Source organism: Ruminococcus hominis, from assembly GCF_014287355.1.
GTDB lineage: Bacteria > Bacillota > Clostridia > Lachnospirales > Lachnospiraceae > Schaedlerella > Schaedlerella hominis.
On record NZ_JACOPE010000001.1, the window covers coordinates 3,050,450 to 3,075,565 of the forward strand.

A 25,116-nucleotide genomic window follows, 5' to 3' on the forward strand; every position below is an offset into this window, starting at 1 on the left:
GGACAAGGATGATTCACATTTCACCCTTGTCCATTTTTATTACTTTAACATATGCATTTCTTATATTTCTGTCGCTCCTGCGATGTTTGCCCTATAATCTGACTTAGAAATAATATTCATTTTAATTCTGCTGTCTGCTACGGCCTCATGATTCACATGAAGTTCATAATCAATCAGAATATCTATTCTGTTCTCTTTTATATCAACCTTCATCTCTTTTGTATTCACTCCGACAAGCATCTGTCCATATGGAGTAGAATAATAGGTCTGGTTCTTTTTATTTTTTTCAAAGATCATGTGTGCATTGGAAACACCAGATTTCATAATTTCCACAACTTGATCTTCTGTAATTTTTAATTTATTTTTTATGGTGCCTGACACTCCTTCTACCGGCTCATCATATACTATATAATGTTTTCCGTTACGGAAATAATAGTTGGCAGGATTCACCACTTCAATGGCTTCGTTTTCCTCTTCTGCCTCCTGCATAACATCGGTATGAAGTCCTGAAATGCTCACCAATACATCTTTTGTCATCTTTTAATACTCCTCTATATTGACTACATTAGTCTCTGGCACATCAAATGGCATCACCGTATTTGCAAATTGTCTAAACTTCTCTGCCGTATCACTTACGTAAAATTCGTAATGACTATGCATCTTTGAACGATCATTTGCCATATTTCCTTCTTTTAACAATTGTTTCAGATCCATCGCAGTCTCGTATGCCGGATTTACAATCTGAATACGCTCTCCCATATAACTGCGTATCTTTGAACGAAGTAATGGATAATGTGTACACCCTAGAATCATCGCATCAATATCTGATTCTTTCATGGATTGTAAATAATACTCGATAATTTCTTCTGTCACGACATGTTCTTTAAATCCTTCTTCTACAAGTGGCACAAATAATGGACATGCCTTTTCAATCACTTGAATATCAGGGTTCATTCCTTGTATGATTTTTGTGTACATACCGCTCTGAACTGTAGCGTCAGTCCCGATAACTCCTACTTTGTTATCTTGTGTCGCCTCCACCGCTGCTCTTGCTCCCGGAATTACCACTCCGATAATCGGCACATCAAACTCATGTCTTACTGCATCTAATGCAAGTGCACTTGCTGTATTACAGGCAATCACAATCGCCTTAACATCTTTTGTTTTTAAAAAGCGAATAATCTGCTCTGAAAATCGAATGATCGTATTTTTCGACTTGCTTCCGTATGGTACACGAGCCGTATCCCCAAAATATACGATATTTTCATCCGGCAATTGTCTGACGATCTCTCTTACTACTGTAAGCCCGCCAACCCCGGAATCAAACACTCCAATCGGTGCTGAATTTTTACACTTATCATTCACTATATCTATCTCCCACTCTAATCGTTTTATGGTTTACTATATTCGTTCTGCTATATTCGTGTAATCTGAAACAGAACTGTTCTTATATATTATACCATTCATCACATCTCCGCAAGTATTGTAATGAAAAAGAGGATGACAAGCCTCTCAATGCTTCATCATCCTCTTTTTTATCATGTTCACTTTTCTTACAGTGCAAGAGTTTTAGAAATCTCATACTGATGTGCCGGGATTTCTTTTTTCATAGACAATGCTTCATTGATATCAAAATCAATAAACTCACCATGTCTGTATCCAACAACACGATTTGACTTACCTTCCATAAGAAGCTCTACTGCCTTTGCTCCCATTACAGATGCATATACACGGTCTTTACATGTCGGGCTTCCACCACGCTGCATGTGTCCAAGAATTGTTGCTCTTGTCTCAATTCCTGTTGCCTCTTCAATTCTCTTAGCCATATTGATAGAATCTCCAACACCTTCTGCATTGATAATGATGTAGTTCTTCTTACCGCGTTTCTTACATTCCATAATATCATCGATCATAGACTGCTCATCATAATCATGTTCTTCTGGAAGTAAAATTTTCTCTGCACCGTTGGCAATACCACACCACAATGCAAGGTAACCTGCACCACGACCCATAACCTCAATGATACTGCAACGCTCATGAGATGTGGATGTATCACGTACTTTATCAATTGCTTCCATAGCTGTGTTAACAGCTGTATCAAATCCGATTGTATAATCTGTACATGCAATATCCAAATCAATTGTTCCCGGAAGACCGATTGTTCTAACACCTAAGTTAGCCAGCTTCTGTGCTCCTGCAAATGATCCGTCTCCACCGATTACAACAAGACCATCAATACCATATTTTTTACAGATTGCTGCTGCTTTCTGCTGTCCTTCTTCTGTACGCATTGTCTGACAACGAGCTGTCTGAAGAATTGTACCACCACGCTGAATTGTATCAGCTACATCACGTGCTGTTAATTCAATGATCTCTTCTTTTAATAATCCATGATATCCTCTGCGGATTCCACATACTCGGATTCCATTTGCTATAGCTGTTCTTACTACAGCACGAATTGCTGCATTCATTCCCGGTGCATCTCCGCCACTTGTCAGTACACCAATTGTACGCACGCGGTCTTCAATCTGTTCTAATTCTTCTTTTCTGTTTTTTTCTGCCATTTTGATTGTCCACCTTTCAAAATAATAATCCCTTAAAGTTTGCTTATTTTTTAACACTCTAGAGTTATTCTAAACTATTTATATCTTGTTTTCAATAGTCTTTTCGACCACTTTTACACGTTTTTCGCCATAATGATTCATCAATTTGCTAAGTACCTGCGGTGCAATCTGTATATTCCTATTCTTTGGAAGGCGTTTTACAGCCCGTTCTGCCTGACAATAAATAATAACTTCGTCTTCCCCTTCGGAATCTGCAAGATATCCATATACGATCTGTTCGTTTTTTAAATAATCCGCTTTATCCGGAAATTGAATCCATAACTCCCTCTTTATCTGATTGAAAGGAACTACTTTCTCACATATCAATTTACTTGGTTTATCATCTTCTTCTGACACGCGCCCTTTGATAAACACTTTCCTGTCTACTTCTAAGAGATTCCTGTTTTTTTCGTAATCGCGCGGAAACACAACAACCTCAACCGTTCCAAGCAAATCCTCCAATGTTACGAATGCCATCATCTGATTTGTCTTTGTAGCCTTCATCGTTTTTTCTGTAATGAAACCACCAATGATTTCTCTTGCTCCATCGTGTACTTTAGAATGATTGCTTTCTTCGTCTAACTGGAAATCCAATGTCGTTGCTGAGATAGCCTTCTGCCACTGCTCTTCATATTCTTCCAACGGATGTCCGCTAATATACACACCTAAGACTTCTTTTTCAAAGGCAAGCTTTGTTTCTTTCGCATATTCTCCCACTTTCGGAAGCTGGATCTGAAAATCACTCTTTTCTTCTTCACTGACCAGATCAAATAAACTCATCTGCCCTGTCATAGAGTATTTCTTTTCCTGATTGACATGATCTACTATCTGAATGTAAATGCTCATGAACTGTTTTCTCGTTCCGCCAAGACAATCCAGTGCACCTGCCTTGATAAAATTCTCAATCGCACGTTTATTTAATGCTTCTCTGGTCGACATACGACTGATAAAATCTTCCAGATTCTTAAACTCACCATATTCTTTACGTTCTTCTACAATTGTCTGAATAATCGGTTTTCCAATACTTTTAATTGCAGCCAGACCATAACGGATATTTCCTTCATCAACTGAGAAGTCCGCATACCCACGATTTATATCCGGTGGCAGAATCTTAATATTCATTTGACGGCATGCATAGATATAAGCTGCAACCTTGGAAGGATTTTCAATCACAGATGTCATAAGTGCAGCCATATATTCTACCGGATAATAGTATTTTAAAAATGCTGTCTGATATGAGACAACCGCATAAGCTGCCGCATGGGATTTGTTAAATGCGTATTTTGCAAAATCAATCATTTCATCATAGATTTTATTTGCTGTTTTCTCGTCAATTCCATTCTTGATACATCCAGGTACACCTGTTTCTTCATCTCCATACACAAAGATCTGTCGTTCTTTCTGCATGACATCGCCTTTTTTCTTTGACATTGCCCTTCGCAGTAAATCACTTCGCCCCAGTGTATATCCTGCCAGTGCCTGTACAATCTGCATAACCTGTTCCTGATATACGATACAACCATATGTCGGTGCAAGGATTGGTTCCAGTTGTGGACAATCATAAGTGATGGAAGATGCATCATTTTTACCCTTGATATACTGTGGAATGAAATCCATCGGACCCGGACGATATAGTGAGATTCCTGCAATGATATCTTCCAGGCTATGTGGTTTCAATTCCTTCATAAATCCCTTCATCCCGGCACTTTCTAACTGGAATATACCATCTGTCTTACCTGTTCCGATATAATCTAAAACCGCCTGATCATTGTAATCTATCTTATCAATCTGAAAATCCGGATTCTTTTGCTTTGCCAGATTCACCGCATTCTGAATTACCGTTAATGTACGAAGTCCCAGGAAATCCATTTTCAAAAGCCCAAGTTCTTCCAGTGTTGTCATTGTAAACTGTGTCACGATCGTTCCATCTGATGCTCTTGACAATGGTACATATTCATCCACCGACTTCTGACTGATCACAACACCTGCCGCATGCATTGAACTGTGTCTCGGCAAGCCCTCCAGTCTCTTACACATATCTATCAGATATTTTACCTGTTCATCTGATTCATATGTACTTCTAAGCTCCGAATTCATTTTTAAAGCCTTATCAATCGTAATATTTAACTCCTGCGGTATCATCTTTGCAATATTGTCAACAAATGCGTATGGAAGATCCATAACACGACCCACATCACGAATTACTCCTCTTGCTGCCAGTGTACCAAATGTAACGATTTGTACCACACGGTCTTTTCCATATTTACGCATAACATAATCAATTACCTCCGGACGACGTTCAAAACAAAAGTCCACGTCAATATCGGGCATGGATACACGCTCTGGGTTTAGGAATCGCTCAAACAGAAGTTGATAGCGCATCGGATCAATATTCGTAATTTCAAGACAGTATGACACAATACTTCCGGCTGCTGACCCACGTCCCGGTCCTACCGCAATATCATGTCTTTTCGCATAATTAATGAAATCCCACACAATCAGGAAATAGTCCACATATCCCATATGCTGAATCGTATCCAGCTCATATTTCAATCGCTCCCTCAATTCTTCCGGTGGGTTCTCATATCGTCTCTCCAGACCTTCATAACACAGCTTATTGAGATATTCCCACGATGTCATGCCATCCGGCACATCGTATTTCGGCAGTTTTGTCACACCAAATTCAATCTCTACATCACAGCGGTCTGCTATTTTCTGAGTATTCTCCAGTGCCTGCAATGCATATGGGAACAGATTTGCCATCTCTTCCGGTGATTTCACATAATACTGCCCGCCTTCGTAACGCATACGATTTTCATCCTGTAATTTCTTGCCGGTCTGTATACATAACAAAATATCGTGTGGTTTCTCATCTTCCGCATAAGTGTAATGCACATCATTCGTCGCCACAAGCTCAATGCCAAGCTCTTCTGACATCTGTAACAATCTCTGGTTTACAATTCCCTGCTCCGGAATCCCATGGTCCTGTAATTCCAAAAAGAAGTTATCCTTGCCAAATATCTCCTGATACTCTAATGCCGCTTTTTTTGCATTGTCATATAGTCCTTTTGAAATATAACGCGGAACTTCCCCTGCCAGACATGCACTCAATGCAATGATACCTTCATGATATTCTCTCAACAACGATTTATCTACTCGAGGTTTATAATAATACCCATCCACGAATCCTTTTGAAACAATCTTCATCAAATTTGAATATCCTGTATTATTCTCTGCCAAAAGTACAAGATGATAATACCTGTCCTCACCACCTGTAATCTCCCGGTCGAAACGGGAATTGGGTGCAACATAAACCTCACAGCCAAGAATCGGCTTGATTCCGTTCTTTTTTGCTTCCCGATAAAAATCAATCACACCATACATAACTCCATGATCTGTGATTGCGGCACTGTTCATCCCAAGTTCTTTGACCCGGGCTACATATTCTTTTATTTTATTAGAACCATCCAGCAGACTATACTCCGTATGGACATGTAAATGTGAAAAATTCATATTCTACCTCTTTTATGATTCAAAAAGGGTGGTTCCCATATGGAAACTACCCTTTTCATCACTTCTCAATATCAACATTCTTAATTCAGAAAAATCTTATTCTCCATCAAGCATGAATTTAATCAGTCTATCTGTATCTTCTTTTTCGTAAGCAATAATCTCTAACTCTGGAATCTCTCCATTTGAGAAAATGTTTGCCATAGATACATACTGAGAAAGTTTTGATTTCAGGTTCAGTCTGTCTCCTTCACCTGTTACTAACTCAACCTTTCCAACACAATCGTCTACTACTTTAAAAAATGCATCAACATTTGTAATATTCTGTACTTTCATCTCTATGTTCTCCTTTCGCTTCTCTACCTTTATGATTCCTTTATGTCTTCTTTTTTATTATAATCAATTTTATTTGGATTGCAATAGTTTTAACGCATCCGAATTCCATTTTCAAGAATTTCTATCTTCTTTTGTTTTAAAAGACGTCCTACTGCACGCTTAAATGCAGCTTTGCTCATACCAAACTCTTCCTTGATAACTTCTGGATCTGCCTTATCCGTAAACGGAAGCTTGCCGCCATGATTTTTGATTTCCTGCAAAATCTGCTCTGCATCTTTATCCATCTGCTCCGGAATTTTATCTCTGACACTTAAATCCAGTTTTCCATCTTCTTTTACCGCTGTAACTCGTGCATCAATCATATCTCCGACACGGAGTCTTCCATTGCATTCTTTCTTTGGAATTCTTGCGGAAAACTGATTGTCAACTGCTACAAACATACCAAATTCATCGCTTCTGTCATAAATGATTCCACTTACCTTATCATCTTTTTTATATGGAGAATCTGTACGCAGCTGATGATATACTTTCATTGTTGCACACAAACGATCACTCTTATCAATATACAATGTTACAAGACAATGATCGCCTTTTTCTACCTTTGCAGTCTGCTGCTTAAATGGAAGAAAAAGATCTTTTTCCAATCCCCAGTTCAAAAAGGCACCCATACGGCTTGTATCTGCAACCTCTAAAACTGCAAGCTGACCAATCGTAAGTTTTGGTTCGTTTGTTGTTGCAATCAGACGATCTGAAGAATCCTTATATAAGAATACTTCAATCGGATCCCCCACTTCAATTCCAGAAGGAACCTGTTTTTTCGGAAGTAATACTCGTTCCTCATCACTTCCAAGATATACTCCAAAGTCCACTATCTTCACAACAGTTAGAACCTGCTTTTCTCCTAATTTCATATTTATCTCCTATTATTTCTCTTCGTTTTTTCTATTAACCTGCAGCTGCAGATTAATACTGTAAGGATTTACTACAACACCTGTTGTCTCTTTTGCCAGAATCTTTGAAAGATCTTTTGCTTCGATAACAGCTGTCTTAAATTTCACATCTTTCTGCGAATTTTGGAACTTCAAATATTCCTGGATATCTGTAAATAATGGCTGTAATACCTTTCCATCCTTCTGTCTTAAAATTGCAACACCTTGCTCTTCCTGATATGCAACAATATATGTACCTTTTACATAATGTGCCAACATTTCTTCCTGTATCTCTTTAAGCTCCTCTGTCATTTGAAGATCTTCTGTCTTACGAAGCTGTTGCATAAAATATAATGCTGTAAGCTGAAGTTCCGGATTCTCTACAATCGGTCTTCCCTGAGCATCTTCGCTGCCATTCTTTCTTGTGATCAAAGAGGACAACTGAATAATCATCTCCTGCTCTGTCCCTTTTTCTACTACAATTGCATTAATTCCCATCGGCAACAGACTGGAATAAAAGGAAAGCAAAAATTTATGATCTAATTTAATAATATGAAGAGGATTTTTCTGCTCCATCAATTTTTTACATTCTTCCTTTGCATGTTCCTCATCAAAGAAAACTAAAATTTCATCATCAAATGTTTCCTCATCACATAGTACAAATGGCATCTTTGTACATTCTGACATCGGCACATAAATTGCTTCTGAATTTCTTAATTTTCCTAACACTTCTTTTTCGTTGTCCATCTTCGTTATTTCCTTCCCGTCTTACATATTTTCAGTTATATGTCTTGCTACATAAACACCACTTGCAGATGCATGAGAAAGAGAGTGTGTTACTCCACTTCCGTCTCCGATTACATATAAGCCTTTATACAATGTTTCAAGATTCTCATCGATCTCTACTTCCATGTTATAGAATTTTACTTCTACGCCATAGAGCAGTGTATCATCATTTGCTGTTCCCGGTGCGATTTTATCCAACGCATAGATCATCTCAATAATTCCATCTAAAATTCGTTTTGGAAGTACAAGACTCAAATCTCCCGGTGTCGCAGCCAATGTCGGACGAACAAGTCCTTCTTCGATACGTTTCTCATTGCTTCGTCTTCCACGGATCAAATCACCAAACCGCTGTACAATAACTCCTCCGCCAAGCATATTAGATAAACGTGCGATACTTTCACCATATCCATTACTGTCCTTGAATGGCTCTGAAAAATGCTTTGATACAAGAAGTGCAAAGTTTGTATTCTCTGTCTGTTTATCTTTGTCTTCGTAACTGTGTCCGTTTACTGTCACGATACCCTTTGTATTTTCATTTACAACAATTCCATTCGGATTCATACAGAATGTACGCACATTATCTTCGAACTTCTCTGTACGATATACAATCTTACTTTCATATAATTCATCTGTCAGATGTGAGAAAATCTGTGACGGAATTTCCACACGCACTCCAAGGTCTACTCTGTTAGACATTGTCGGAATCTTCATATCTTCACATACTTTTGACATCCACTTACTTCCGCTTCGTCCTACAGATACGATACATTTCTCACAATCATCAAAATCATCCCCACAGAATACTCGATATCCACCTTCGATTGCTTCCAGATGATCTACCGGATACTCAAAACGGAATTCCACTTTATCTTTCAATTCTGCATAAATATTTTCCAATACAACGTAGTTGATATCTGTTCCAAGATGTCTTACTGATGCATCTAACAGCTGAAGCTTATTCTGCATACATAATTTTTTGAATTTTGTTCCGGCTGTAGAGTACATTTTAGTTCCCTCTCCACCATACTCCACATTGATATCATCTACATACTTCATCAAATCAATGGCTGTATCTCTTCCGATATGCTCGTACAATGTTCCACCAAATGCATTTGTAATATTGTATTTTCCATCTGAAAATGCTCCGGCCCCACCGAATCCACTCATAATCGCACACGTTTTACATTTGATACAGCTCTTTACTTTTTTACCATCGATCGGACAACGACGTTTCTCCAATGGATTCCCCAACTCAAAGACTGCTATTTTTAATTCTGGCTTTCTTTTTACTAATTCATATGCTGAAAAAATACCTCCCGGTCCGGCTCCTATAATAATTACATCATATTTCATACTTTTCCTCCTGATTTGTTAACTTCATCTCTTACTATACACTATTTTTTTGAAAATATATATACCTATTTCACTTCAACAGTCGCATAAGATACCCCATTTTCATCGCATAACTCAATTACTGTACGATCCGTTTCTTTTGCATACTTTGGGTAAATAACATCACCTAAAACTGCTGACTTCTTATAACCTACACGAACCTGATGTATGACCTGATCTTTGGGAAGCAATTCCATTGCGAATTGTACATACTGACAATTATTTACATGTTCATTCGTATCAATATGATATTTTCTTACCGGAAAAGCTTCTCTGTCCTCATATTCTGCTGCCGGTCTGATTTTTCTGCCTTCATAATCCATATCCAGTTTCGGTTCTGTTCCATACGCTTCGATTTCTTCTTTGTCCGGCAAAATCGGGCGTCCTTTCTCCATATCCATATAAACCCAGAGTGAATTGGCACATGAAAGTCTGTTGTTCTCTTTATCCAGCATCACAAAATTACGTTCTCCAAACAAGCCCTTAAAATCACTGGCAAATGTTCCCACTGTGATTTCTTCTCCTAACTCTGGATATCGTTCTACAACAACCTGCCAGTAAGAAAGAATCCATGCTTTTTTCTTCTCTTTTGCAGCCTTCACTCCAAAGCCTAAAGACTCTGATTGAAATGTACTGCAATCCTGAAAATAATTGATTAACGCCGGTAATGTCATTGTTCCTCGATGATCGATTTCACTGTATCTTACTTTACTATCGAATGTATACATCTGTATTTCCTTTCTAAAATGTCTGTCGTAATTATTATATTTTATCTTTTTTATTTATTCAAGCTTGGCAACAGCTTCCATCTGATATGAAATTCTGTTGTTGACGTAATCTGTTCATATTCTTCTTCCGTCAAAACAGACTTTAACTTTTGCTTTCCCTCCTCCGGAACAACAGCATTTGTTGTATTCAAAAAACAAAGTCCCGGGTATAAAACACACCACCAGTTATGCCCCTTTGCCTCTCCTATCTCAATTCTCAAAGCTTCATAGTTTCCGGCTGGAAATCTTACATCACCATATGTCTTTTCTGGAAAATAACAGGTTGTAACTGCTGCACTTATTGGATAATCATACCCGTTTTTAAGCACAACCTGCTGTGCACAGTCTCTCAGTTTATCCGTATTTCTTCTCATCCAGTCTGCTGTCTCAGTCACATTCATCCCTTCTGGGATTTCCTCTTCCAGCAATTCAATAACCTTTTCTTTCACCTGCATTTTCAATGCCTGGTCTTCTTCGCTATCGCTGTTTGCCAGCACATGAAAGCGCAATACCTCTTGTGCAAGATGTTGCTGCATGCGCGCCTCTGATATCATCATACTTTGCCATCCGACAACAATTATGACCAGTACCACCAGCAAAGCTGCGCACAACAACAGACCAATCCTTGTCCACCTGAGTTCCCGCCTCGCAAATTTATTTTCACATTGTAATTCATCTTCGTATCGATAAGCAGATGTCCTTATCAGTTTTTGCTTCTTCCCGGATAACATATTTAACTCCCTCCATCTTTTCTGATGCAGGGAGTATTGCCATTTCTGATTCTACTTATTCGAAATCAAATTTATCCGCCATCCAGCTTCTTGTTATTGTTCTATCTACCCATAAAAAACAGCTTACTCAATATGTTTCAATGTATCACTTACAGTTTGTACCTGGTTATCAATATGTGTGCAAGTTACTTTTGTTGCCCGCTCCTTCTCACCCTTTTCAATTGACTCGACAATATCATTATGTTCCTGTATGATCTGTGGATGCCGCTCTTTTAATTTCAGATATTCCACACGATATCGATACATCTGTTCTCTAAAATTATTCAACAAGGAAATCAATTTTTGATTGTCCGTTGCAAGATAAATTAAATCATGAAATGCTACATCAGCTTCTGCAACTGCTGTGATATCGCTTGCACTTCCAAGCAGTGCTTCGAATTCTTTTGCCGCCTGCTTTAACTCCTGCATTCCTTCTTTTGTCATTCTGTCACATGCAAGCTGCACTGCAAGTTCCTCGAGTGCTCTTCGCACTTCAAGAACATCTCTCAAACTCTTTTCTGTAATCTGGGCAACCTCCGCACCTTTTCTTGGAATCATCAAAACAAGACCTTCCAACTCCAACTTGCGGATTGCCTCTCTTATCGGAGTTCTGCTGACACCTAATTTATTTGCCAGTTGAATCTCCATCAGTCTCTCCCCCGGTTTCAATTCTCCTCTCAAAATTGCCTGTCGTAATGTATTGAACACAACATCACGGAGTGGCAGATATTCATTCATATTCACTTCAAAGTTCATCTCCATCTGTCAGTTCCTCCCTGCACCATGTACATTTGTTACGTAAACTTGTTTTGCCAGTGCCCTTCTCCTAATTCTGTCCTGTGCTTTTCTTGCTGCTGCCTTTGTCTCAAATAACCCAAACACCGTAGGTCCGCTTCCACTCATCATCGCATTTAATGCACCCGCATTTTTCATCTCCTGTTTTATCTCCTCGATGACCGGATGCATTGGAATCGTTACATCTTCGAGAACATTTCCCATACATGAAGCGATTGTTTTAAGATCTCGTTTCTCTAATCCTTCAATTAGCCCATCAATATCCGGATGCTCTACAAGTTCTTTTGAATCCAACGCTTCATAGACAACTTTCGTAGACACACTGATTGGTGGTTTTGCGATCAACACAAAACATTTCGGCATAGGAGTGAGTGTGGTCAATTCTTCTCCAATACCCTCTGCCAAAACTGTCCCTCGCATAATACAGTACGGAACATCTGCACCAAGCTTTACTCCTCGCTCCATCAGTTCTGTCTGTGTCAGCTTCAGATCAAACATCTTATTCATACCATACAGAACTGCCGCTGCATTCGAACTTCCTCCTGCCATCCCGGCTGCAACCGGAATGTGTTTGTTCAATGTAATATGAACACCTTCCTCAATATGGAATTCTTCTATTAACATCTCTGCCGCTTTGTATGCAATATTCTCTTTTCCTGTTGGTAGAAAATACAAATTTGTCTTTATTTCAATCCCCGGATTTTTCGTTCGCTTAATCTTTACTTCATCATACAGATAAATGGACTGCATAATCATCCGCACGTCATGATATCCATTCTCTCTTCTTCCAAGAACGTCCAATCCTAGATTGATTTTTGCCAGTGACTTTAGCTCAATCTGCTTCATCGGTGTGTCCTCCATGTTCTCGTTTGTATCTTGTATACAATATAGTTATAGTATACTCAAATTTTCCTTGAAAATCAAGATTTTATCCCCTTCTTTTATTGTAGTTTGTTCTAAATTATTGACTTCCATAATTCCCTCTTCCGTCGTCATAAATTTCTTCGCTAAATCCCATAATTTATCCTCTTTTTTCACTACATACCCTACAATTCCCGGTCGCTTTTCTATTTCTTCTACCGACAATGGGGCAAATGCTACTGATGTGATTACCTGTGCAGTCACCGATTTTCGTATAAATGTATCGAATGATAAGACTGCCTTGATTTCTACTTCCTCATTTCCGGCAAGATTTACAGATAGCTGTTCCACATGCTCTGCTATATTATATTTCACATTCTCCGGCATATTATTGCACTCCAGAAGCCAGGTAAATGGTATCATTCCCTGCCAGTTTCCAAAAGGCTGTTCATCATTCGCCCGCAAATACAAAAAGGATAAATGCAGAATTCCATCAAGCTGAAGTCCTTGTTTGGACGGTTCCACATGTTCTAACTGAATTTCACCATCACTATGACATATCTGCAAAACGTCTTCCTTCAATTCCGGAAGATTTAAATGTTCTGATATTTTGCATTTTGAATGATTTTGAATCATCAATTCCTCATAATCTGCTTCTCTCACCTCAAATTCACATTTTTTCTGAAGCGAATACATATCCGCCAGCACATCTATACTTTCTTCTTTGTAAATGTTCATCCGCAAATGTATCGTTCCTTCAATTCCAATCACACGCATTTCTCCATCTTCGTCAAGCCGAACATCTGCAAGTGTATCTTCCAATGCGTAGCTTATATAGTCATACATTCCCTCTTCAATCCCGCTGCACTCTAATTTCCCTTCAAACAGAACTGTCTGTTCCAGCCAATCCATCTTCTGTTCTTCTGACAAGTAAATTATAAAAACCAGAAATTCGCCTTGTAACCGAAGTTCATCCTGCATTAAACGTATTTCCAGCTTACGCAGGCTGATATCACTAAGTAATAATTGACCTATACTTTCTTTTGTTCCCGGAAGTGTGATTTCCTCTTTAACACGATATGTATCGTTTTTATTCATCTGGATTTCAAGCAGGTTGATTCTGTTCACTTTCTTATAGACCGGCACATCACTTTCCATATCTATTGTTGTTTCTTCCTCCTGCATTTGTTCTCTTCCGATTTCAAGTTCAATCATTGCATGCAAACCGATTTTACGTGAATGAATCAAAGTTGTCTGAAACTCCGTTCTCACATGTTTGATAAAAAACTCATCCTTTCCCATATCTGTAACATAAACCATCTCCTCAAACGGAATTTTTCCTTCTAGTGAAGCCAGTCTGTTTTCTTCTGAATCCACAATATATAAAATTTGAAAGCAAAGCTTTCCTGATACTCTCAGATAATTTTCTACTAAATTTATATCTTCGATTTTTACTGTTTCTTTACTTCTTACAATCTGCTTTACATCATCTTTTGTATCCGGAACATTATAATCCTCATCCATTTGAAATTGATCTGTTATAGATGGTTTTTCCTGCATATAACGCACTTGTTTTTGTACTAATTCCATAAGCCCCTCCTTGCATGTAAACGCTATTTCCGACTTTGCGTCAATTATGAAACTGAACCGGTTTCCCGATTTCTTTCGTTTTAACTGCTATATATGGATATGTTACAATTTCTTTTGTTTTTTCATCTCTGGGCGGTCCATCTAATTCTGTATGGATATAAATCGCTTCTGCAGTTTCATAAAATTCCGTCACTTTTACACTATACCCGCTCTGTGGTTTTTCTCCATATCCTTCCACAATATACAATTCTCCTTGATCCGAATATGTCAAATGAAATGCCTTTTCTTTATTTTTTGATATTTTTTCTTTCAGTTCATTCGGCAGCTCTGCTTTTTCAAGAACAGTAAACTTTAGATCCCGTATTTTTTCTGTTACCTCTACCTTGGTTATACATCCGACAGCTGTTATTACCACGCTCAAAATCACGACGACGCCTGTACTCAAGCGTTTTATTTTTTTCAAAACCATGTCCAACATGCACTTCACATATCCATTTCTCTAGTATCTTATTACTTGAAATGTTGATTTATGCGTTGTGTTTTTAACACAAGTTTAGTATACTTTGAATAGTAGTTTTGAACGTAACAGTTCAATTACAAGTCATAAACAAAAGAGAGGTTTATATCTATGATACGTTTAATCATTGTCGCAGTATTTCTTATACTGTTTTTGATTTTGTCAATTCCGATTTTTTTCGTTGAATGGCTGATTGGCAAGGTAAACAAAGATGCAAAAGATATCAGTTCTCTTCGCATTGTCCAGTGGGCGTTTAAAGTCATCACCAGATTATCCGGTGTGTCTGTCACTGTGATCGGAGAAGAGAATATTCCGGATGAGGCTGTTTTATTTATCGGTAATCACCGCAGTTATTTCGATATTGTCCTGACATATTCACGCTGCAAACGTCTCACCGGTTATATAGCTAAAAAAGAGGTTCAGAAAGTTCCTTTTCTCTCTGTCTGGATGCAATATCTCTACTGTCTTTTCTTAGATCGTGAGAATGCAAAAGAAGGATTAAAGACAATTTTAAAAGCCATTGAATATGTTAAGAATGGTATTTCTATCTTTATCTTTCCGGAGGGTACAAGAAATAAAGGAGAAGAATTAAGTTTACTTCCTTTTAAAGATGGTGCATTTAGGATTGCCACAAAAACAGGATGTCCTATTGTCCCGGTCTCTCTGAATAATACTGCTGATATTTTAGAAAATCATTTTCCGCATATTAAAAAGACACATGTTGTCATCGAATATGGCAAACCAATTTATCCAAATGAACTGGATGCTGAGACAAAAAAACATATCGGTGCTTATGTACAGAATATTGTTCAGGAAACAATTAATAAGAATGCGGAAATTTAACGTAACACAAGGAGACTAAAATGAATACACGAAATCTTACGTTACTAACTGATTTATATGAATTGACTATGATGCAGGGCTATTTCGAAACACAAGAAAATGAAACCGTTATTTTCGATGTGTTTTTCCGTAACAATCCTAACAATGGCGGTTATTCTATTATGGCTGGTCTGGATCAAGTCATTGATTATATAAAAAATCTGAATTTTTCTTATGAAGATGTAGATTATCTTCGAGGTCTTGGCATCTTCAGCGAAGATTTTCTTCACTACTTAAGCGGTTTCCACTTCAGCGGTGATATTTACGCAATTCCTGAAGGAAGTGTAATCTTCCCAAAAGAGCCATTATTAAAGATCGTTGCTCCTATTATGGAAGCCCAGCTTGTAGAAACAGCTATTTTGAACATCATCAACCATCAATGCCTGATTGCAACAAAAGCATCACGTGTAGTTTATGCAGCTCAGGGAGATGGAATCATGGAATTCGGTCTGCGCCGTGCGCAGGGGCCTGATGCCGGTCTGTATGGTGCCAGAGCTGCTATGATCGGTGGCTGTGTAGGAACATCCAATGTTCTCGCCGGTCAGATGTTTGATGTTCCGGTTATGGGTACTCATGCACACAGCTGGATCATGAGTTTCAAAGATGAGTATACTGCATTTAAAGAATATGCACGTTTATACCCGAATGCCTGCACTTTACTTGTCGACACATACGACACATTAAAGTCCGGTGTTCCAAATGCAATCCGCGTCTTCACAGAGATGCGAGATGCAGGAATCCATCCAAAATCTTACGGAATCCGTCTGGACAGCGGAGACCTCGCATATCTTTCTAAAAAAGCAAGAAAGATGCTGGATGAAGCAGGTTTCACGGATGCTGTTATTGCTGCATCCAATGATTTGGATGAATTCTTGATCAATGACCTGAAAATTCAAGGTGCTAAGATTGGTTCCTGGGGTGTCGGAACAAACCTGATTACCTCTAAGGATTGTCCTTCTTTTGGAGGTGTTTATAAACTTTCTGCCATTCAGAACAGTGACGGAGAATTTATTCCTAAGATTAAAATTTCAGAAAATGTTGAAAAAATCACAAATCCCGGAGATAAAACTATTTATCGTGTTTACGACAAAGAAACAGGTAAGATTCGGGCCGACCTCATTTGCTTTGCTGACGAAACCTGGAACGAAGAAGATGAACTACTTCTCTTCGATCCAAATGCCACATGGAAGAAAACACGTCTTCCGGGTGGAAGCTACACTATGAAAGAAATCCTGCTTCCAATCTTCAAGCATGGCGAATGTATCTATGAATCACCTTCTGTTATGGAGATTGCACAGTTCTGCAAGAAAGAAAAAGAAACTCTCTGGGATGAAACAAAACGACTTTTCAATCCACATGGAGTATATGTTGATCTTTCCAGAAGTTTGTATGATACAAAGACCAGACTGCTGGATGAAATGAGCAAATAAGATAAAAGGAGTATAAATCATGAAAATTATCGTATTAGCCGGAGGCTTAAGTACAGAACGTGACGTATCACTTTCTTCTGCTGCCGGTATCTGCCGCACATTAATTGAGAAAGGACATGATGCATTTCTTCTGGATGTATTTATGGGTCTTCCTTATGACTCTGACAAACTAGAGGAAGTATTTACACTTCCTGGACATGGTCTTGAGATTGCTAAGAACATTGCTACTGAAGAACCTGACCTCGCAGCTATCAAGGCGTCCCGTCCTGATCAGTCTGACTGCTTCTTAGGACCAAATGTAATCGAACTTTGCCGCATGGCTGATATTACATTCATCGGTCTTCATGGCGGTGAAGGCGAAAACGGAAAATTACAGGCTACATTTGATCTGTTGGGAATTAAATATACAGGACCAAATTCACTTGGATGTGCAGCTGCAATGCATAAAGGAATTGCAAAACAGATTTTCTTAGAATCCGGCATTCCTACACCAAATGGTGTCTGCATCCACAAAAATAAAAATAAAAAAGATTTGGCAAGCCTTGGGCTCTCTCTTCCAGTCGTTGTAAAACCTTGCTCCGGCGGTTCAAGCATCGGTGTTTACATTGTAAATACTGAGGAAGAATATAATGAAGCTCTTGAAAAATCTTTCCGCTATGAAGATGAGCTTGTTATTGAAGAATATGTAAAAGGCCGCGAATTTGCATGTGGTATTATCGATGATAAAGCATTACCACCTATCGAAATCATTCCAAAAACAGGATTTTTTGATTATGCAAACAAATATCAGGCTGGTGCCACTGAAGAAGTCTGCCCGGCAAATATCAGCGAAGAAATTTCTGCAAAAATGCAGGATTACACAGTCCGTGCATTCCATGCCCTGAAGCTGGATGTATACAGCCGCGCTGATTTCCTGTTAGATGCAGATAATAATCTGTACTGCCTGGAAATGAACACACTTCCTGGTATGACAGCTGCAAGCCTCCTTCCAAAAGAAGCTGCTGTTACAGGAATTGAATATGGTGATCTTTGTGAACTGATCATCAAAAAATCTTTAGAAGCACGATATAACTAAGAAAGATGAGGGTTCTGTTGCTATGAAGCATATGACATTAAAAGAAATCTCCAAAGCATGTCAGGGTACATATTTTGGACCCGAAGAAAATCTGGAAAAATCTGTTTCCAGTGTTGTAATTGACAGTCGTAAAGTTCAAAAAGACAGCTTGTTTATCGCAATTCGTGGTGCTCGCGTAGACGGACATACATTTATCACAAAAACGATAGAAGCCGGTGCTTTATGTGCCCTCTCAGAAGAAAATTTAGGAGATGTTGACTTTTCCTATATCCTTGTGGATTCCTGCGAACAGGCAATGAAAGCAATTGCTGAACACTATCGCCGTTCCCTGGATATCAAAGTTGTTGGTATTTCCGGCAGCGTTGGTAAAACCAGCACGAAAGAAATGATTGCTTCTGTTTTAAGCCAGAAGTTCAATGTACTGAAAACAGAAGGAAACTTTAATAACGAGATTGGACTTCCATTGACAATCTTCAACATTCGCGAAGAACATGAAGTAGCTGTTCTTGAAATGGGAATCAGTCATTTTGGTGAGATGACTCGACTTGCAAAAATGGCTCGTCCGGATATCTGTGTACTCACTAACATCGGATGTGCTCATCTTGAACATTTACAGTCTCGCGATGGTATTTTAAAAGCGAAAACAGAGATGTTCCAGTATATGAATCCAAACGGAACAATCATTTTCAACGGAGACGATGATAAACTCATCTCTTTCGTTCCGGAAAACAAAATCAAACCAATTTATTTCGGCTTCGATGACAGTTTAAATTATCATGCTGATGATATTGAAGATATGGGAATGCACGGAACAACCGCCAAATTTATCACCCCATCTTCAGAATTCACAGCACACATTACAATTCCAGGCGAACATATGGTATACAATGCGCTTGCCGGAATTGCAGTTGGATATGCTCTCGGTATGACAGATGATGAAATCAAGAAGGGAATTGAGTCATTAGTTCCTCTTGCAGGACGCAATCATCTGATTGAAACAGCGAATCTGACAATCATTGATGACTGCTACAATGCAAATCCTGCTTCTATGAAAGCTTCGCTGGATGTTCTCGCTAAAGCAGATACAAGAACTGTTGCTATTCTCGGAGATATGTTTGAGCTTGGTGATGATGCTGATGCGATGCATTATGAAGTTGGTGCTCACGCTGCACAGATTGGCATTAATGTCGTAATTTCCATCGGAGAATACACACGCTTTCTCTCTTCAGGAGCAAAAAACCAGAATAAGGGGACAGAAGTGCATCACTATGCAACAAAAGCAGATTTCTTTAAAGAAATGAAAAACGTGATCAAACCTCACGATACAATTCTTATCAAAGCTTCTCACGGAATGGAATTTCCTGAGATTGTAGAAAAATGTGAAGCGTTTTAGATTTAATAACTTCCAAACATATATTTTTAAAATAACAAAAAACTGGCAAACAGAAAGGTTCTGTTATGTCAGTTTTTTGTTATTCTTACTTGCCCTAAAGAACAAATCAGATACTGTTTTCGTCACACCCAATGAAAACTCACCAATAAGTCAGCATAAATTAGCAACTCAACATATTATTGTTTCTCTGTCCGCATTGTCATTTTGACAGTTCAGATCAGATGCAGCACCTCACGGCAAACCGTGAATTTCACGAATTGTCTTGAATCCTGCTACCAGATATGTTATATTTAAGACACAAAAAGAGAACAACCGCCCACAAGGTGGGTTGACCTCAATGTATGATTCTGAAAAATCCACTCCATCGCTCGCCAAAGTTCCGGGGTGGTTTTTCTATGCCTTAAAACATTATCTGATAAACGTAAAAACGAATGTCAGCAATGCAAGAATGAACATGCCAAAAGCCATAAGGTCTTTAAAATCAAAATGATTATTGTTCATCAGCATCACCCCCATTCTATGTAAGAATAGAGGTCTGCCACCCTGTAACACGATTGTTCCACCCAAAGTATAACATGGCAATAATTGACATGCAATCATTTTCCCATTTGGTACTTTTTTGATACTTTTCTTGCTTTTCTTGTCTTTTCATGCTATACTATCACCCGTTACAAAACCCGAAAAAACAAGGTCTTACAAGGGTTTCGCCGATTTCCGGCGTAAAATGAATCGTGTGTTCGTGACCTTCCACACGTAAAACAAAACTAAAGGAGAACAGAATAATGAAAAACTCAAACTCAAAAGTGCTTTATTTGGCACAGGCAGCTATGATTGCTGCGATTTATGTTGTATTGACAGTACTTGGTGCATCTCTTGCATTTGGAGAAGTGCAGATTCGCTTTGCCGAAGCTCTCACTATTCTTCCTGCATTTACACCAGCTGCAATCCCAGGACTTTTTATCGGATGTCTGCTCGGCAACATCCTTGGCGGTGCAATCGTTCCGGATATCATATTCGGAAGCCTTGCTACATTGATCGGAGCTTTCTTTACCTGGCAGCTCAGAAACAAGAGTAAATATCTTGCTCCAGTTCCACCGATCGTAGCAAACATTATCGTTGTACCATTCGTATTAAAATACGGATATCAAGTACCTCTTCCGATACCATTTATGATGTTAACAGTCGGTGTCGGCGAAGTTATTTCCGCCGGTGTACTCGGTCTTATCGTATATGGAGCACTTAACAAATATAAGGGTATTATCTTTAAGAAAGCTTTATAGATTAGGAAAACACTTTCCTAATCTATAAAAATAACGGATTGGATATGTGAAACGAAATGCTTCACGTATCCAATCCGTTTTATCTTTTATGCTGAAAATTTTCAGTTATTAAAAACTTCCGCCACATCCACCATGACTTGATCCAGACGAACTTGTATGTGTAGAACTTCCTGAAGAGCTGCTAGAATCCTCTTTTGGAAGAGCACGCTGAGTTACATATGTTCTTACCATCTGATCATGACTGTTATATACATTCAAGCTTCCTGCCACTGCATAGTCGGATGCTGTCTGACTTTCACGAACTGTAATAAGTTTTCCTTTTTCAATACTACCCCATATAAATGCTAGTAAAAATGCCGCTGCAACTGCTCCTATATACCATAGGATTGATAATGGTTCTTTTGGAAGATTTCCAGTATCATATGGCTCTCCAATTTCAGCCTGAGCCATAAAATCATCACACAAATCTGCAAATGTATTGAAAGCCTCTGCATAGTCGCCTTCGCTCAATGACGGCTTGAACTGTTCTTGCATGTAATTAAGACCTGCATCTGTGAATATGCTTATACATTCTCCACCGGTTGACATATGCCATTTACGGTCATCCATTGCAACCAACAGAAGAATTCCGCCATTCCTTCCACTTACTCCATATCCGTTCATGTCATAATAATCATCGGCGTATGCTTCTGCTGTTTTTCCCTCCAGTGAATTAACGGTGAGTACAACAACATCTTCACCCCAATAATCACTTATCGTACTTAATTTTGTTTCCAGTTCTTTCTGCTCTTCTTCACTCATCAAGTTTGCTTCGTCTTTTACATAATACATGTCATCTGTCGATTCTGCCTTTACTGCAATCGGCATCAGAAGCAGGAGCAGAGACAGAAATGACAGTAATATTCTTTTTGTTCTTATTTTCATCATTCATCTCTCCCCTTCCCTTAGAATAAAAGCCATAAAATTGCAAGGAAAACTACTGAAAAAATTCCGCCTCGCATCAACAATGTCAGTCGAAACGCTTTTTTATCTAACGGAAGATTTCCTGTCAGCTTACCCGTCTGTCCATTCATAGCAAATACAAATTTTTCATTATGCCAAGTTGTATTCAATATCCAAACCGGATACAATGCATACTGATAACTTGCTTCCGGAAATTGGAAATTCCCGCCCAACTGCTTCACACTTGCGTATCCTGTCACTGTTTTTCGTAAATTGTTTGATATTGCCTGTTTCATACGTTCTTCTGCACGCTGCATACGTTCTTCTTTATCTACGTCATAACGATCTGCAACATATCCTGCCAGATAAGCTGACTGAAATGGCACAGCATCTTGATAGTTAAATGGCTCTATAGATTCCATCAAGACGTCATCCATCTTTTTGGACGCATCTGCGGGAACATGGCTAAATGTCTCTGTTCCTCCACGTACAGCATTATATATTTCATGTTCCGTATATTCAGTATCACCATCATCCCAGATTTTGATATTCTCTGCTTCATATGTGATATCCGCCTGTACAGATGCATCAAAGAGCCAGAATGGAACATAAACACCTTTAATTTCGTCGATATGATTTTCGTCCTTAAATACTTTAGGCAAATATTTTTTACCTTTCAGATGTTTTATGTATGCTTCCTTTGCCGCCTTCTTATCTAATTTGAACGGGATTACGCAATCTGGTTTCAAATCCCCTGCGAAATTTCCTTTCATGACAATTTTATTATCACAGAATGGGCAAGTTGTTGCTCCTGTTGTTTTATCAGCAATTATCTCACCACCACAAGACTCACATACATAGACTGCCATGTTATCTGTCTCTCCATCCTGCCACTGATTATTTCCTCCCGATGACCACTGTGCATTTTCACTCTGCTCTACATTGTCAGTATTATCTTCATCCTTTTTCTGCATTGCTTCAAACTCTTCCACCGTCATTGTCGTATCACAATACGGACAATTCATTTTTTGAAGGGTACTGTCAAATTCCATTGCGCCTCCACATGCCGGACATTTATATTCTACAATACCTGACATCTAACCTCATCTCCTCTCTTATTTCTTTATCTTTTAAAATGTTTTTCTTCACTGCTATCCTGCTTTACTTCCTTCTCCTTCCCTTTTGTTATAGCATCTCTGTTATAATTATTATCACACCAACAAAGTTTTCTGACACTAGCACTTATGATAGGTATTTTCCAAAAAAAATAAAGCAATGCAGAAAATCTGCAATGCTCTCATTATTTCAAAGTTGTAACTAGCAATTTACTTTCCAATGCCGCTGCAATCAAATCTTCTTTACAGGAATATCCTGCTTTTGAGATCATTTCCTGAAAGTTCCATCTTACCCCTGCCGTAGAACACCCCATCTTTTTCGCAATTTCCGAATATGACATACCTTTTATGTACAAACGCAGCATCTCTAACTGTCTTGGACTGATTTCATCACTCTGGATGCAATTTAACTGCACATCCGGAGAGATATCCGGAAACACTCTTTGTCCTTCTAATGTTCGTCGGATAACATCAAGAATTTCCTCGTCCCCATGATCTTTATACCAGAGACTGTCTGCACTCCCCGACTTTGCTCTTGCCAAAACTTCTGGGTCAATAAGTGAGGTAACGATCAATACTTTGATTTTCGGATGTGCTTCTTTAATTTCTTTACCGGCTTTAAGTCCATCATGGTTATGAAATGTCTGTACATCCATCAACACAAGATCTACTCTTGTTTTACTGCATATTTTTATTGCCTCATATGCATCTGCAATCGTCTGTACATGCTGAAATTCTTCTTTATTGTTCTCTATAAGATATTCAAAATATTTCTGCATGATTTTCTGATCTTCTACTATTAATACACGTATCATCTTTGCTTACCTCCTCTTCCCAGTCTATGTCTTATTCTTCTGTTTCCGAAAACGGTAGTTTTAAAACCAACAAAAACTCCGGCTCAAATTTTGTTGTCATTTCTCCTCCGTCTCTCTCAACAACTTCTCGCAAAGCAGAAAGACCACCGCCTTCTCTGCTTCCTTCTTTCGGTCTTTCTCCGTCATTTGTAATGCAAACCTTCCACCCTTCATGGGTTTTATGACTTTGTACATACACTCTTCTTCCATGTGCATGCCGTATACAATTTGTAACACATTCACGAATTGCTTTATCCGTTATCAATGCGACTTGATGTTCATCGCAAAGCTCACCTTCAATCTCCACAGAAACCCCTAGTTTTTCCGCATGTTTTATTGATTCCTCATACTGTTTCTCTGTATCATCCTGCGTAATCCCGGACAATATATATACTGATTGTTTTAAGATTTCCAACTGATTTTTCATATAATCAGGTTCTTTATTACCTTCCAGCATACGTCGAATTGTAAGAAGACAACACCCCAAACTGTCATGCACCTGCATTTTCATTTTAAGAGTCTCCTGTTCACGAATACTTTCATCAATTTGCTCATACATTTTTTTCAATTTTTGATTTAATAATTCCAGCTTTTCATTCTTCATCCGAATTTTTTCACTGTTAAAATATATTTCGGTAATATCAAATGCCACTGTCTGAAGATACCCCTCAACTTCTTCCGCTAACATGTAGTTTTGAAACATCCACACTGTGCCATTTGGTAAATAAAGCACACCTTTTTCCGGACTGAGTCTGGTCACTCCTTGAACTGATTTATTTCCATCTAATACCTGCTTCAAATCTTCATAGTTCTGCAGTGGTGCCCCAGTCAGCATCCTGCTTAATTCTCTCATTTTTTTATTAGATAATACGACATGTCCACAGGAATCTGAAACACAGACCCCGCATGGAACATCATCCATTGTCTCTTTAACCGACCAGGCTGAAATATTTTTCCGACATGCGAGTATTTCATTTCTGACCAGCAGACACAGGTAGATAATCAACAAAGACATTCCTGTTAAAAATATCCATATTGGGATTTTCAACAAAAACGAAGGATGATTATTTTCACCAAGCTGATATCTATGGTCATTTAAGAAAAAACACATCAGCACAAAGGACATCAAAAACAGAATTCCTATTCTCATTATTTTTTTTAATCCAGCCGAACGTGTTAATCTTGAGAAAAAAATCCACAGCTCCAAAACCAGACCTATTTCCATCAAAACCATCAATATATTATGTAGTTTTACACTATATGTCACATAACTATACATCCTGTTTTCT

The 25,116-nt window shown here is 38.5% G+C and carries 23 protein-coding genes; 5 read left to right on the forward strand and 18 right to left on the reverse strand.

Going from position 1 to position 25,116, the window contains the following annotated elements; translation table 11 throughout:
- Nucleotides 1–60: 60 nt before the first annotated feature.
- The 14 genes from H8S40_RS13885 to H8S40_RS13950 all read right to left on the reverse strand — a co-directional run bounded on the left by H8S40_RS13885 (nucleotide 61) and on the right by H8S40_RS13950 (nucleotide 14,817).
- Nucleotides 61–537 carry a YwiB family protein gene (locus H8S40_RS13885; protein ID WP_118737592.1) on the reverse strand — a complete coding sequence of 159 codons (477 nt, stop codon included), beginning with the start codon at nucleotides 535–537 and terminating at the stop codon, nucleotides 61–63.
- 3 nt (nucleotides 538–540) lie between these two features.
- Nucleotides 541–1,365, reverse strand: coding sequence for a glutamate racemase (murI, locus tag H8S40_RS13890; RefSeq protein ID WP_118737593.1), 825 nt, complete (start codon nucleotides 1,363–1,365; stop codon nucleotides 541–543).
- A gap of 188 nt (nucleotides 1,366–1,553) precedes the next feature.
- Entirely contained in the window at nucleotides 1,554–2,564 is a 1,011-nt protein-coding gene (gene pfkA / locus H8S40_RS13895) for a 6-phosphofructokinase (RefSeq protein WP_118737594.1), read from the reverse strand.
- 78 nt (nucleotides 2,565–2,642) lie between these two features.
- A complete protein-coding gene (locus tag H8S40_RS13900; protein WP_022076004.1) occupies nucleotides 2,643–6,116 on the reverse strand; it encodes a DNA polymerase III subunit alpha in 3,474 nt (1,157 codons plus the stop codon).
- A 96-nt stretch (nucleotides 6,117–6,212) separates the two neighbouring features.
- Nucleotides 6,213–6,449, reverse strand: coding sequence for a hypothetical protein (locus H8S40_RS13905; protein WP_022076005.1), 237 nt, complete (start codon nucleotides 6,447–6,449; stop codon nucleotides 6,213–6,215).
- Nucleotides 6,450–6,538: 89 nt separating this feature from the next.
- Nucleotides 6,539–7,360, reverse strand: a complete 822-nt coding sequence (locus H8S40_RS13910; protein WP_022076006.1) for a CvfB family protein — start codon at nucleotides 7,358–7,360, stop codon at nucleotides 6,539–6,541.
- A gap of 12 nt (nucleotides 7,361–7,372) precedes the next feature.
- Entirely contained in the window at nucleotides 7,373–8,125 is a 753-nt protein-coding gene (locus tag H8S40_RS13915; protein ID WP_022076007.1) for an SseB family protein, read from the reverse strand.
- Between the two features lie 21 nt (nucleotides 8,126–8,146).
- A complete protein-coding gene (locus H8S40_RS13920; RefSeq protein WP_118737596.1) occupies nucleotides 8,147–9,517 on the reverse strand; it encodes an NAD(P)/FAD-dependent oxidoreductase in 1,371 nt (456 codons plus the stop codon).
- A 65-nt stretch (nucleotides 9,518–9,582) separates the two neighbouring features.
- On the reverse strand, nucleotides 9,583–10,284 hold the full coding sequence (locus H8S40_RS13925) for an acyl-[acyl-carrier-protein] thioesterase (protein ID WP_022076009.1): 702 nt from the start codon (nucleotides 10,282–10,284) through the stop codon (nucleotides 9,583–9,585).
- A gap of 50 nt (nucleotides 10,285–10,334) precedes the next feature.
- The gene (gene spoIIR, locus H8S40_RS13930) at nucleotides 10,335–11,054 is read right to left on the reverse strand and encodes a stage II sporulation protein R (RefSeq protein ID WP_118737597.1); all 720 of its coding nucleotides are present in this window, start codon (nucleotides 11,052–11,054) and stop codon (nucleotides 10,335–10,337) included.
- A gap of 123 nt (nucleotides 11,055–11,177) precedes the next feature.
- Nucleotides 11,178–11,855, reverse strand: coding sequence for a GntR family transcriptional regulator (locus H8S40_RS13935; protein ID WP_022076011.1), 678 nt, complete (start codon nucleotides 11,853–11,855; stop codon nucleotides 11,178–11,180).
- Nucleotides 11,856–11,858: 3 nt separating this feature from the next.
- Nucleotides 11,859–12,734, reverse strand: a complete 876-nt coding sequence (ispE, locus tag H8S40_RS13940) for a 4-(cytidine 5'-diphospho)-2-C-methyl-D-erythritol kinase (protein ID WP_118737598.1) — start codon at nucleotides 12,732–12,734, stop codon at nucleotides 11,859–11,861.
- Between the two features lie 45 nt (nucleotides 12,735–12,779).
- Complete coding sequence (locus tag H8S40_RS13945; protein WP_186865438.1) at nucleotides 12,780–14,339, reverse strand: DUF3794 and LysM peptidoglycan-binding domain-containing protein; 1,560 nt, start codon at nucleotides 14,337–14,339, stop codon at nucleotides 12,780–12,782.
- Nucleotides 14,340–14,379: 40 nt separating this feature from the next.
- Nucleotides 14,380–14,817: a protease complex subunit PrcB family protein gene (locus H8S40_RS13950; RefSeq protein WP_243118923.1), complete on the reverse strand. Its 438-nt coding sequence runs from the start codon at nucleotides 14,815–14,817 to the stop codon at nucleotides 14,380–14,382.
- 150 nt (nucleotides 14,818–14,967) lie between these two features.
- On the opposite strand from H8S40_RS13950, the gene H8S40_RS13955 reads away from it, so the two are divergent.
- From H8S40_RS13955 to H8S40_RS13975, 5 genes are all read left to right on the forward strand, one after another.
- Nucleotides 14,968–15,699, forward strand: coding sequence for a lysophospholipid acyltransferase family protein (locus H8S40_RS13955; protein ID WP_022076015.1), 732 nt, complete (start codon nucleotides 14,968–14,970; stop codon nucleotides 15,697–15,699).
- A gap of 20 nt (nucleotides 15,700–15,719) precedes the next feature.
- On the forward strand, nucleotides 15,720–17,168 hold the full coding sequence (locus H8S40_RS13960) for a nicotinate phosphoribosyltransferase (protein ID WP_186865439.1): 1,449 nt from the start codon (nucleotides 15,720–15,722) through the stop codon (nucleotides 17,166–17,168).
- A 19-nt stretch (nucleotides 17,169–17,187) separates the two neighbouring features.
- A complete protein-coding gene (locus H8S40_RS13965; RefSeq protein ID WP_022076017.1) occupies nucleotides 17,188–18,243 on the forward strand; it encodes a D-alanine--D-alanine ligase family protein in 1,056 nt (351 codons plus the stop codon).
- Between the two features lie 22 nt (nucleotides 18,244–18,265).
- A complete protein-coding gene (locus H8S40_RS13970; RefSeq protein ID WP_186865440.1) occupies nucleotides 18,266–19,636 on the forward strand; it encodes a UDP-N-acetylmuramoyl-tripeptide--D-alanyl-D-alanine ligase in 1,371 nt (456 codons plus the stop codon).
- 782 nt (nucleotides 19,637–20,418) lie between these two features.
- A complete protein-coding gene (locus H8S40_RS13975) occupies nucleotides 20,419–20,916 on the forward strand; it encodes a QueT transporter family protein (protein WP_022074958.1) in 498 nt (165 codons plus the stop codon).
- A gap of 108 nt (nucleotides 20,917–21,024) precedes the next feature.
- Here the strand turns inward: H8S40_RS13975 and H8S40_RS13980 are convergent, their stop codons facing one another.
- The 4 genes from H8S40_RS13980 to H8S40_RS13995 all read right to left on the reverse strand — a co-directional run bounded on the left by H8S40_RS13980 (nucleotide 21,025) and on the right by H8S40_RS13995 (nucleotide 25,106).
- Nucleotides 21,025–21,843, reverse strand: coding sequence for a TPM domain-containing protein (locus H8S40_RS13980; protein WP_186865441.1), 819 nt, complete (start codon nucleotides 21,841–21,843; stop codon nucleotides 21,025–21,027).
- 17 nt (nucleotides 21,844–21,860) lie between these two features.
- Entirely contained in the window at nucleotides 21,861–22,955 is a 1,095-nt protein-coding gene (locus H8S40_RS13985; RefSeq protein ID WP_186865442.1) for a TFIIB-type zinc ribbon-containing protein, read from the reverse strand.
- A gap of 203 nt (nucleotides 22,956–23,158) precedes the next feature.
- Nucleotides 23,159–23,788 (reverse strand): response regulator transcription factor, encoded by a 630-nt coding sequence (locus H8S40_RS13990; RefSeq protein ID WP_117990018.1) that lies wholly within the window; start codon nucleotides 23,786–23,788, stop codon nucleotides 23,159–23,161.
- Nucleotides 23,789–23,819: 31 nt separating this feature from the next.
- On the reverse strand, nucleotides 23,820–25,106 hold the full coding sequence (locus H8S40_RS13995; RefSeq protein ID WP_186865443.1) for a sensor histidine kinase: 1,287 nt from the start codon (nucleotides 25,104–25,106) through the stop codon (nucleotides 23,820–23,822).
- Nucleotides 25,107–25,116: the final 10 nt, after the last annotated feature.

Coding starts and splice junctions, on each gene's coding strand:
- H8S40_RS13885 (WP_118737592.1), bottom strand. CDS start 537: ATGACAAAAGATGTATTGGTGAGCATTTCAGGACTTCATACCGATGTT.
- pfkA (WP_118737594.1), bottom strand. CDS start 2,564: ATGGCAGAAAAAAACAGAAAAGAAGAATTAGAACAGATTGAAGACCGC.
- H8S40_RS13900 (WP_022076004.1), bottom strand. CDS start 6,116: ATGAATTTTTCACATTTACATGTCCATACGGAGTATAGTCTGCTGGAT.
- H8S40_RS13905 (WP_022076005.1), bottom strand. CDS start 6,449: ATGAAAGTACAGAATATTACAAATGTTGATGCATTTTTTAAAGTAGTA.
- H8S40_RS13910 (WP_022076006.1), bottom strand. CDS start 7,360: ATGAAATTAGGAGAAAAGCAGGTTCTAACTGTTGTGAAGATAGTGGAC.
- H8S40_RS13915 (WP_022076007.1), bottom strand. CDS start 8,125: ATGGACAACGAAAAAGAAGTGTTAGGAAAATTAAGAAATTCAGAAGCA.
- H8S40_RS13920 (WP_118737596.1), bottom strand. CDS start 9,517: ATGAAATATGATGTAATTATTATAGGAGCCGGACCGGGAGGTATTTTT.
- H8S40_RS13925 (WP_022076009.1), bottom strand. CDS start 10,284: ATGTATACATTCGATAGTAAAGTAAGATACAGTGAAATCGATCATCGA.
- spoIIR (WP_118737597.1), bottom strand. CDS start 11,054: ATGTTATCCGGGAAGAAGCAAAAACTGATAAGGACATCTGCTTATCGA.
- H8S40_RS13935 (WP_022076011.1), bottom strand. CDS start 11,855: ATGGAGATGAACTTTGAAGTGAATATGAATGAATATCTGCCACTCCGT.
- ispE (WP_118737598.1), bottom strand. CDS start 12,734: ATGAAGCAGATTGAGCTAAAGTCACTGGCAAAAATCAATCTAGGATTG.
- H8S40_RS13945 (WP_186865438.1), bottom strand. CDS start 14,339: ATGGAATTAGTACAAAAACAAGTGCGTTATATGCAGGAAAAACCATCT.
- H8S40_RS13950 (WP_243118923.1), bottom strand. CDS start 14,817: ATGTTGGACATGGTTTTGAAAAAAATAAAACGCTTGAGTACAGGCGTC.
- H8S40_RS13955 (WP_022076015.1), top strand. CDS start 14,968: ATGATACGTTTAATCATTGTCGCAGTATTTCTTATACTGTTTTTGATT.
- H8S40_RS13960 (WP_186865439.1), top strand. CDS start 15,720: ATGAATACACGAAATCTTACGTTACTAACTGATTTATATGAATTGACT.
- H8S40_RS13965 (WP_022076017.1), top strand. CDS start 17,188: ATGAAAATTATCGTATTAGCCGGAGGCTTAAGTACAGAACGTGACGTA.
- H8S40_RS13970 (WP_186865440.1), top strand. CDS start 18,266: ATGAAGCATATGACATTAAAAGAAATCTCCAAAGCATGTCAGGGTACA.
- H8S40_RS13975 (WP_022074958.1), top strand. CDS start 20,419: ATGAAAAACTCAAACTCAAAAGTGCTTTATTTGGCACAGGCAGCTATG.
- H8S40_RS13980 (WP_186865441.1), bottom strand. CDS start 21,843: ATGATGAAAATAAGAACAAAAAGAATATTACTGTCATTTCTGTCTCTG.
- H8S40_RS13985 (WP_186865442.1), bottom strand. CDS start 22,955: ATGTCAGGTATTGTAGAATATAAATGTCCGGCATGTGGAGGCGCAATG.
- H8S40_RS13990 (WP_117990018.1), bottom strand. CDS start 23,788: ATGATACGTGTATTAATAGTAGAAGATCAGAAAATCATGCAGAAATAT.
- H8S40_RS13995 (WP_186865443.1), bottom strand. CDS start 25,106: ATGTATAGTTATGTGACATATAGTGTAAAACTACATAATATATTGATG.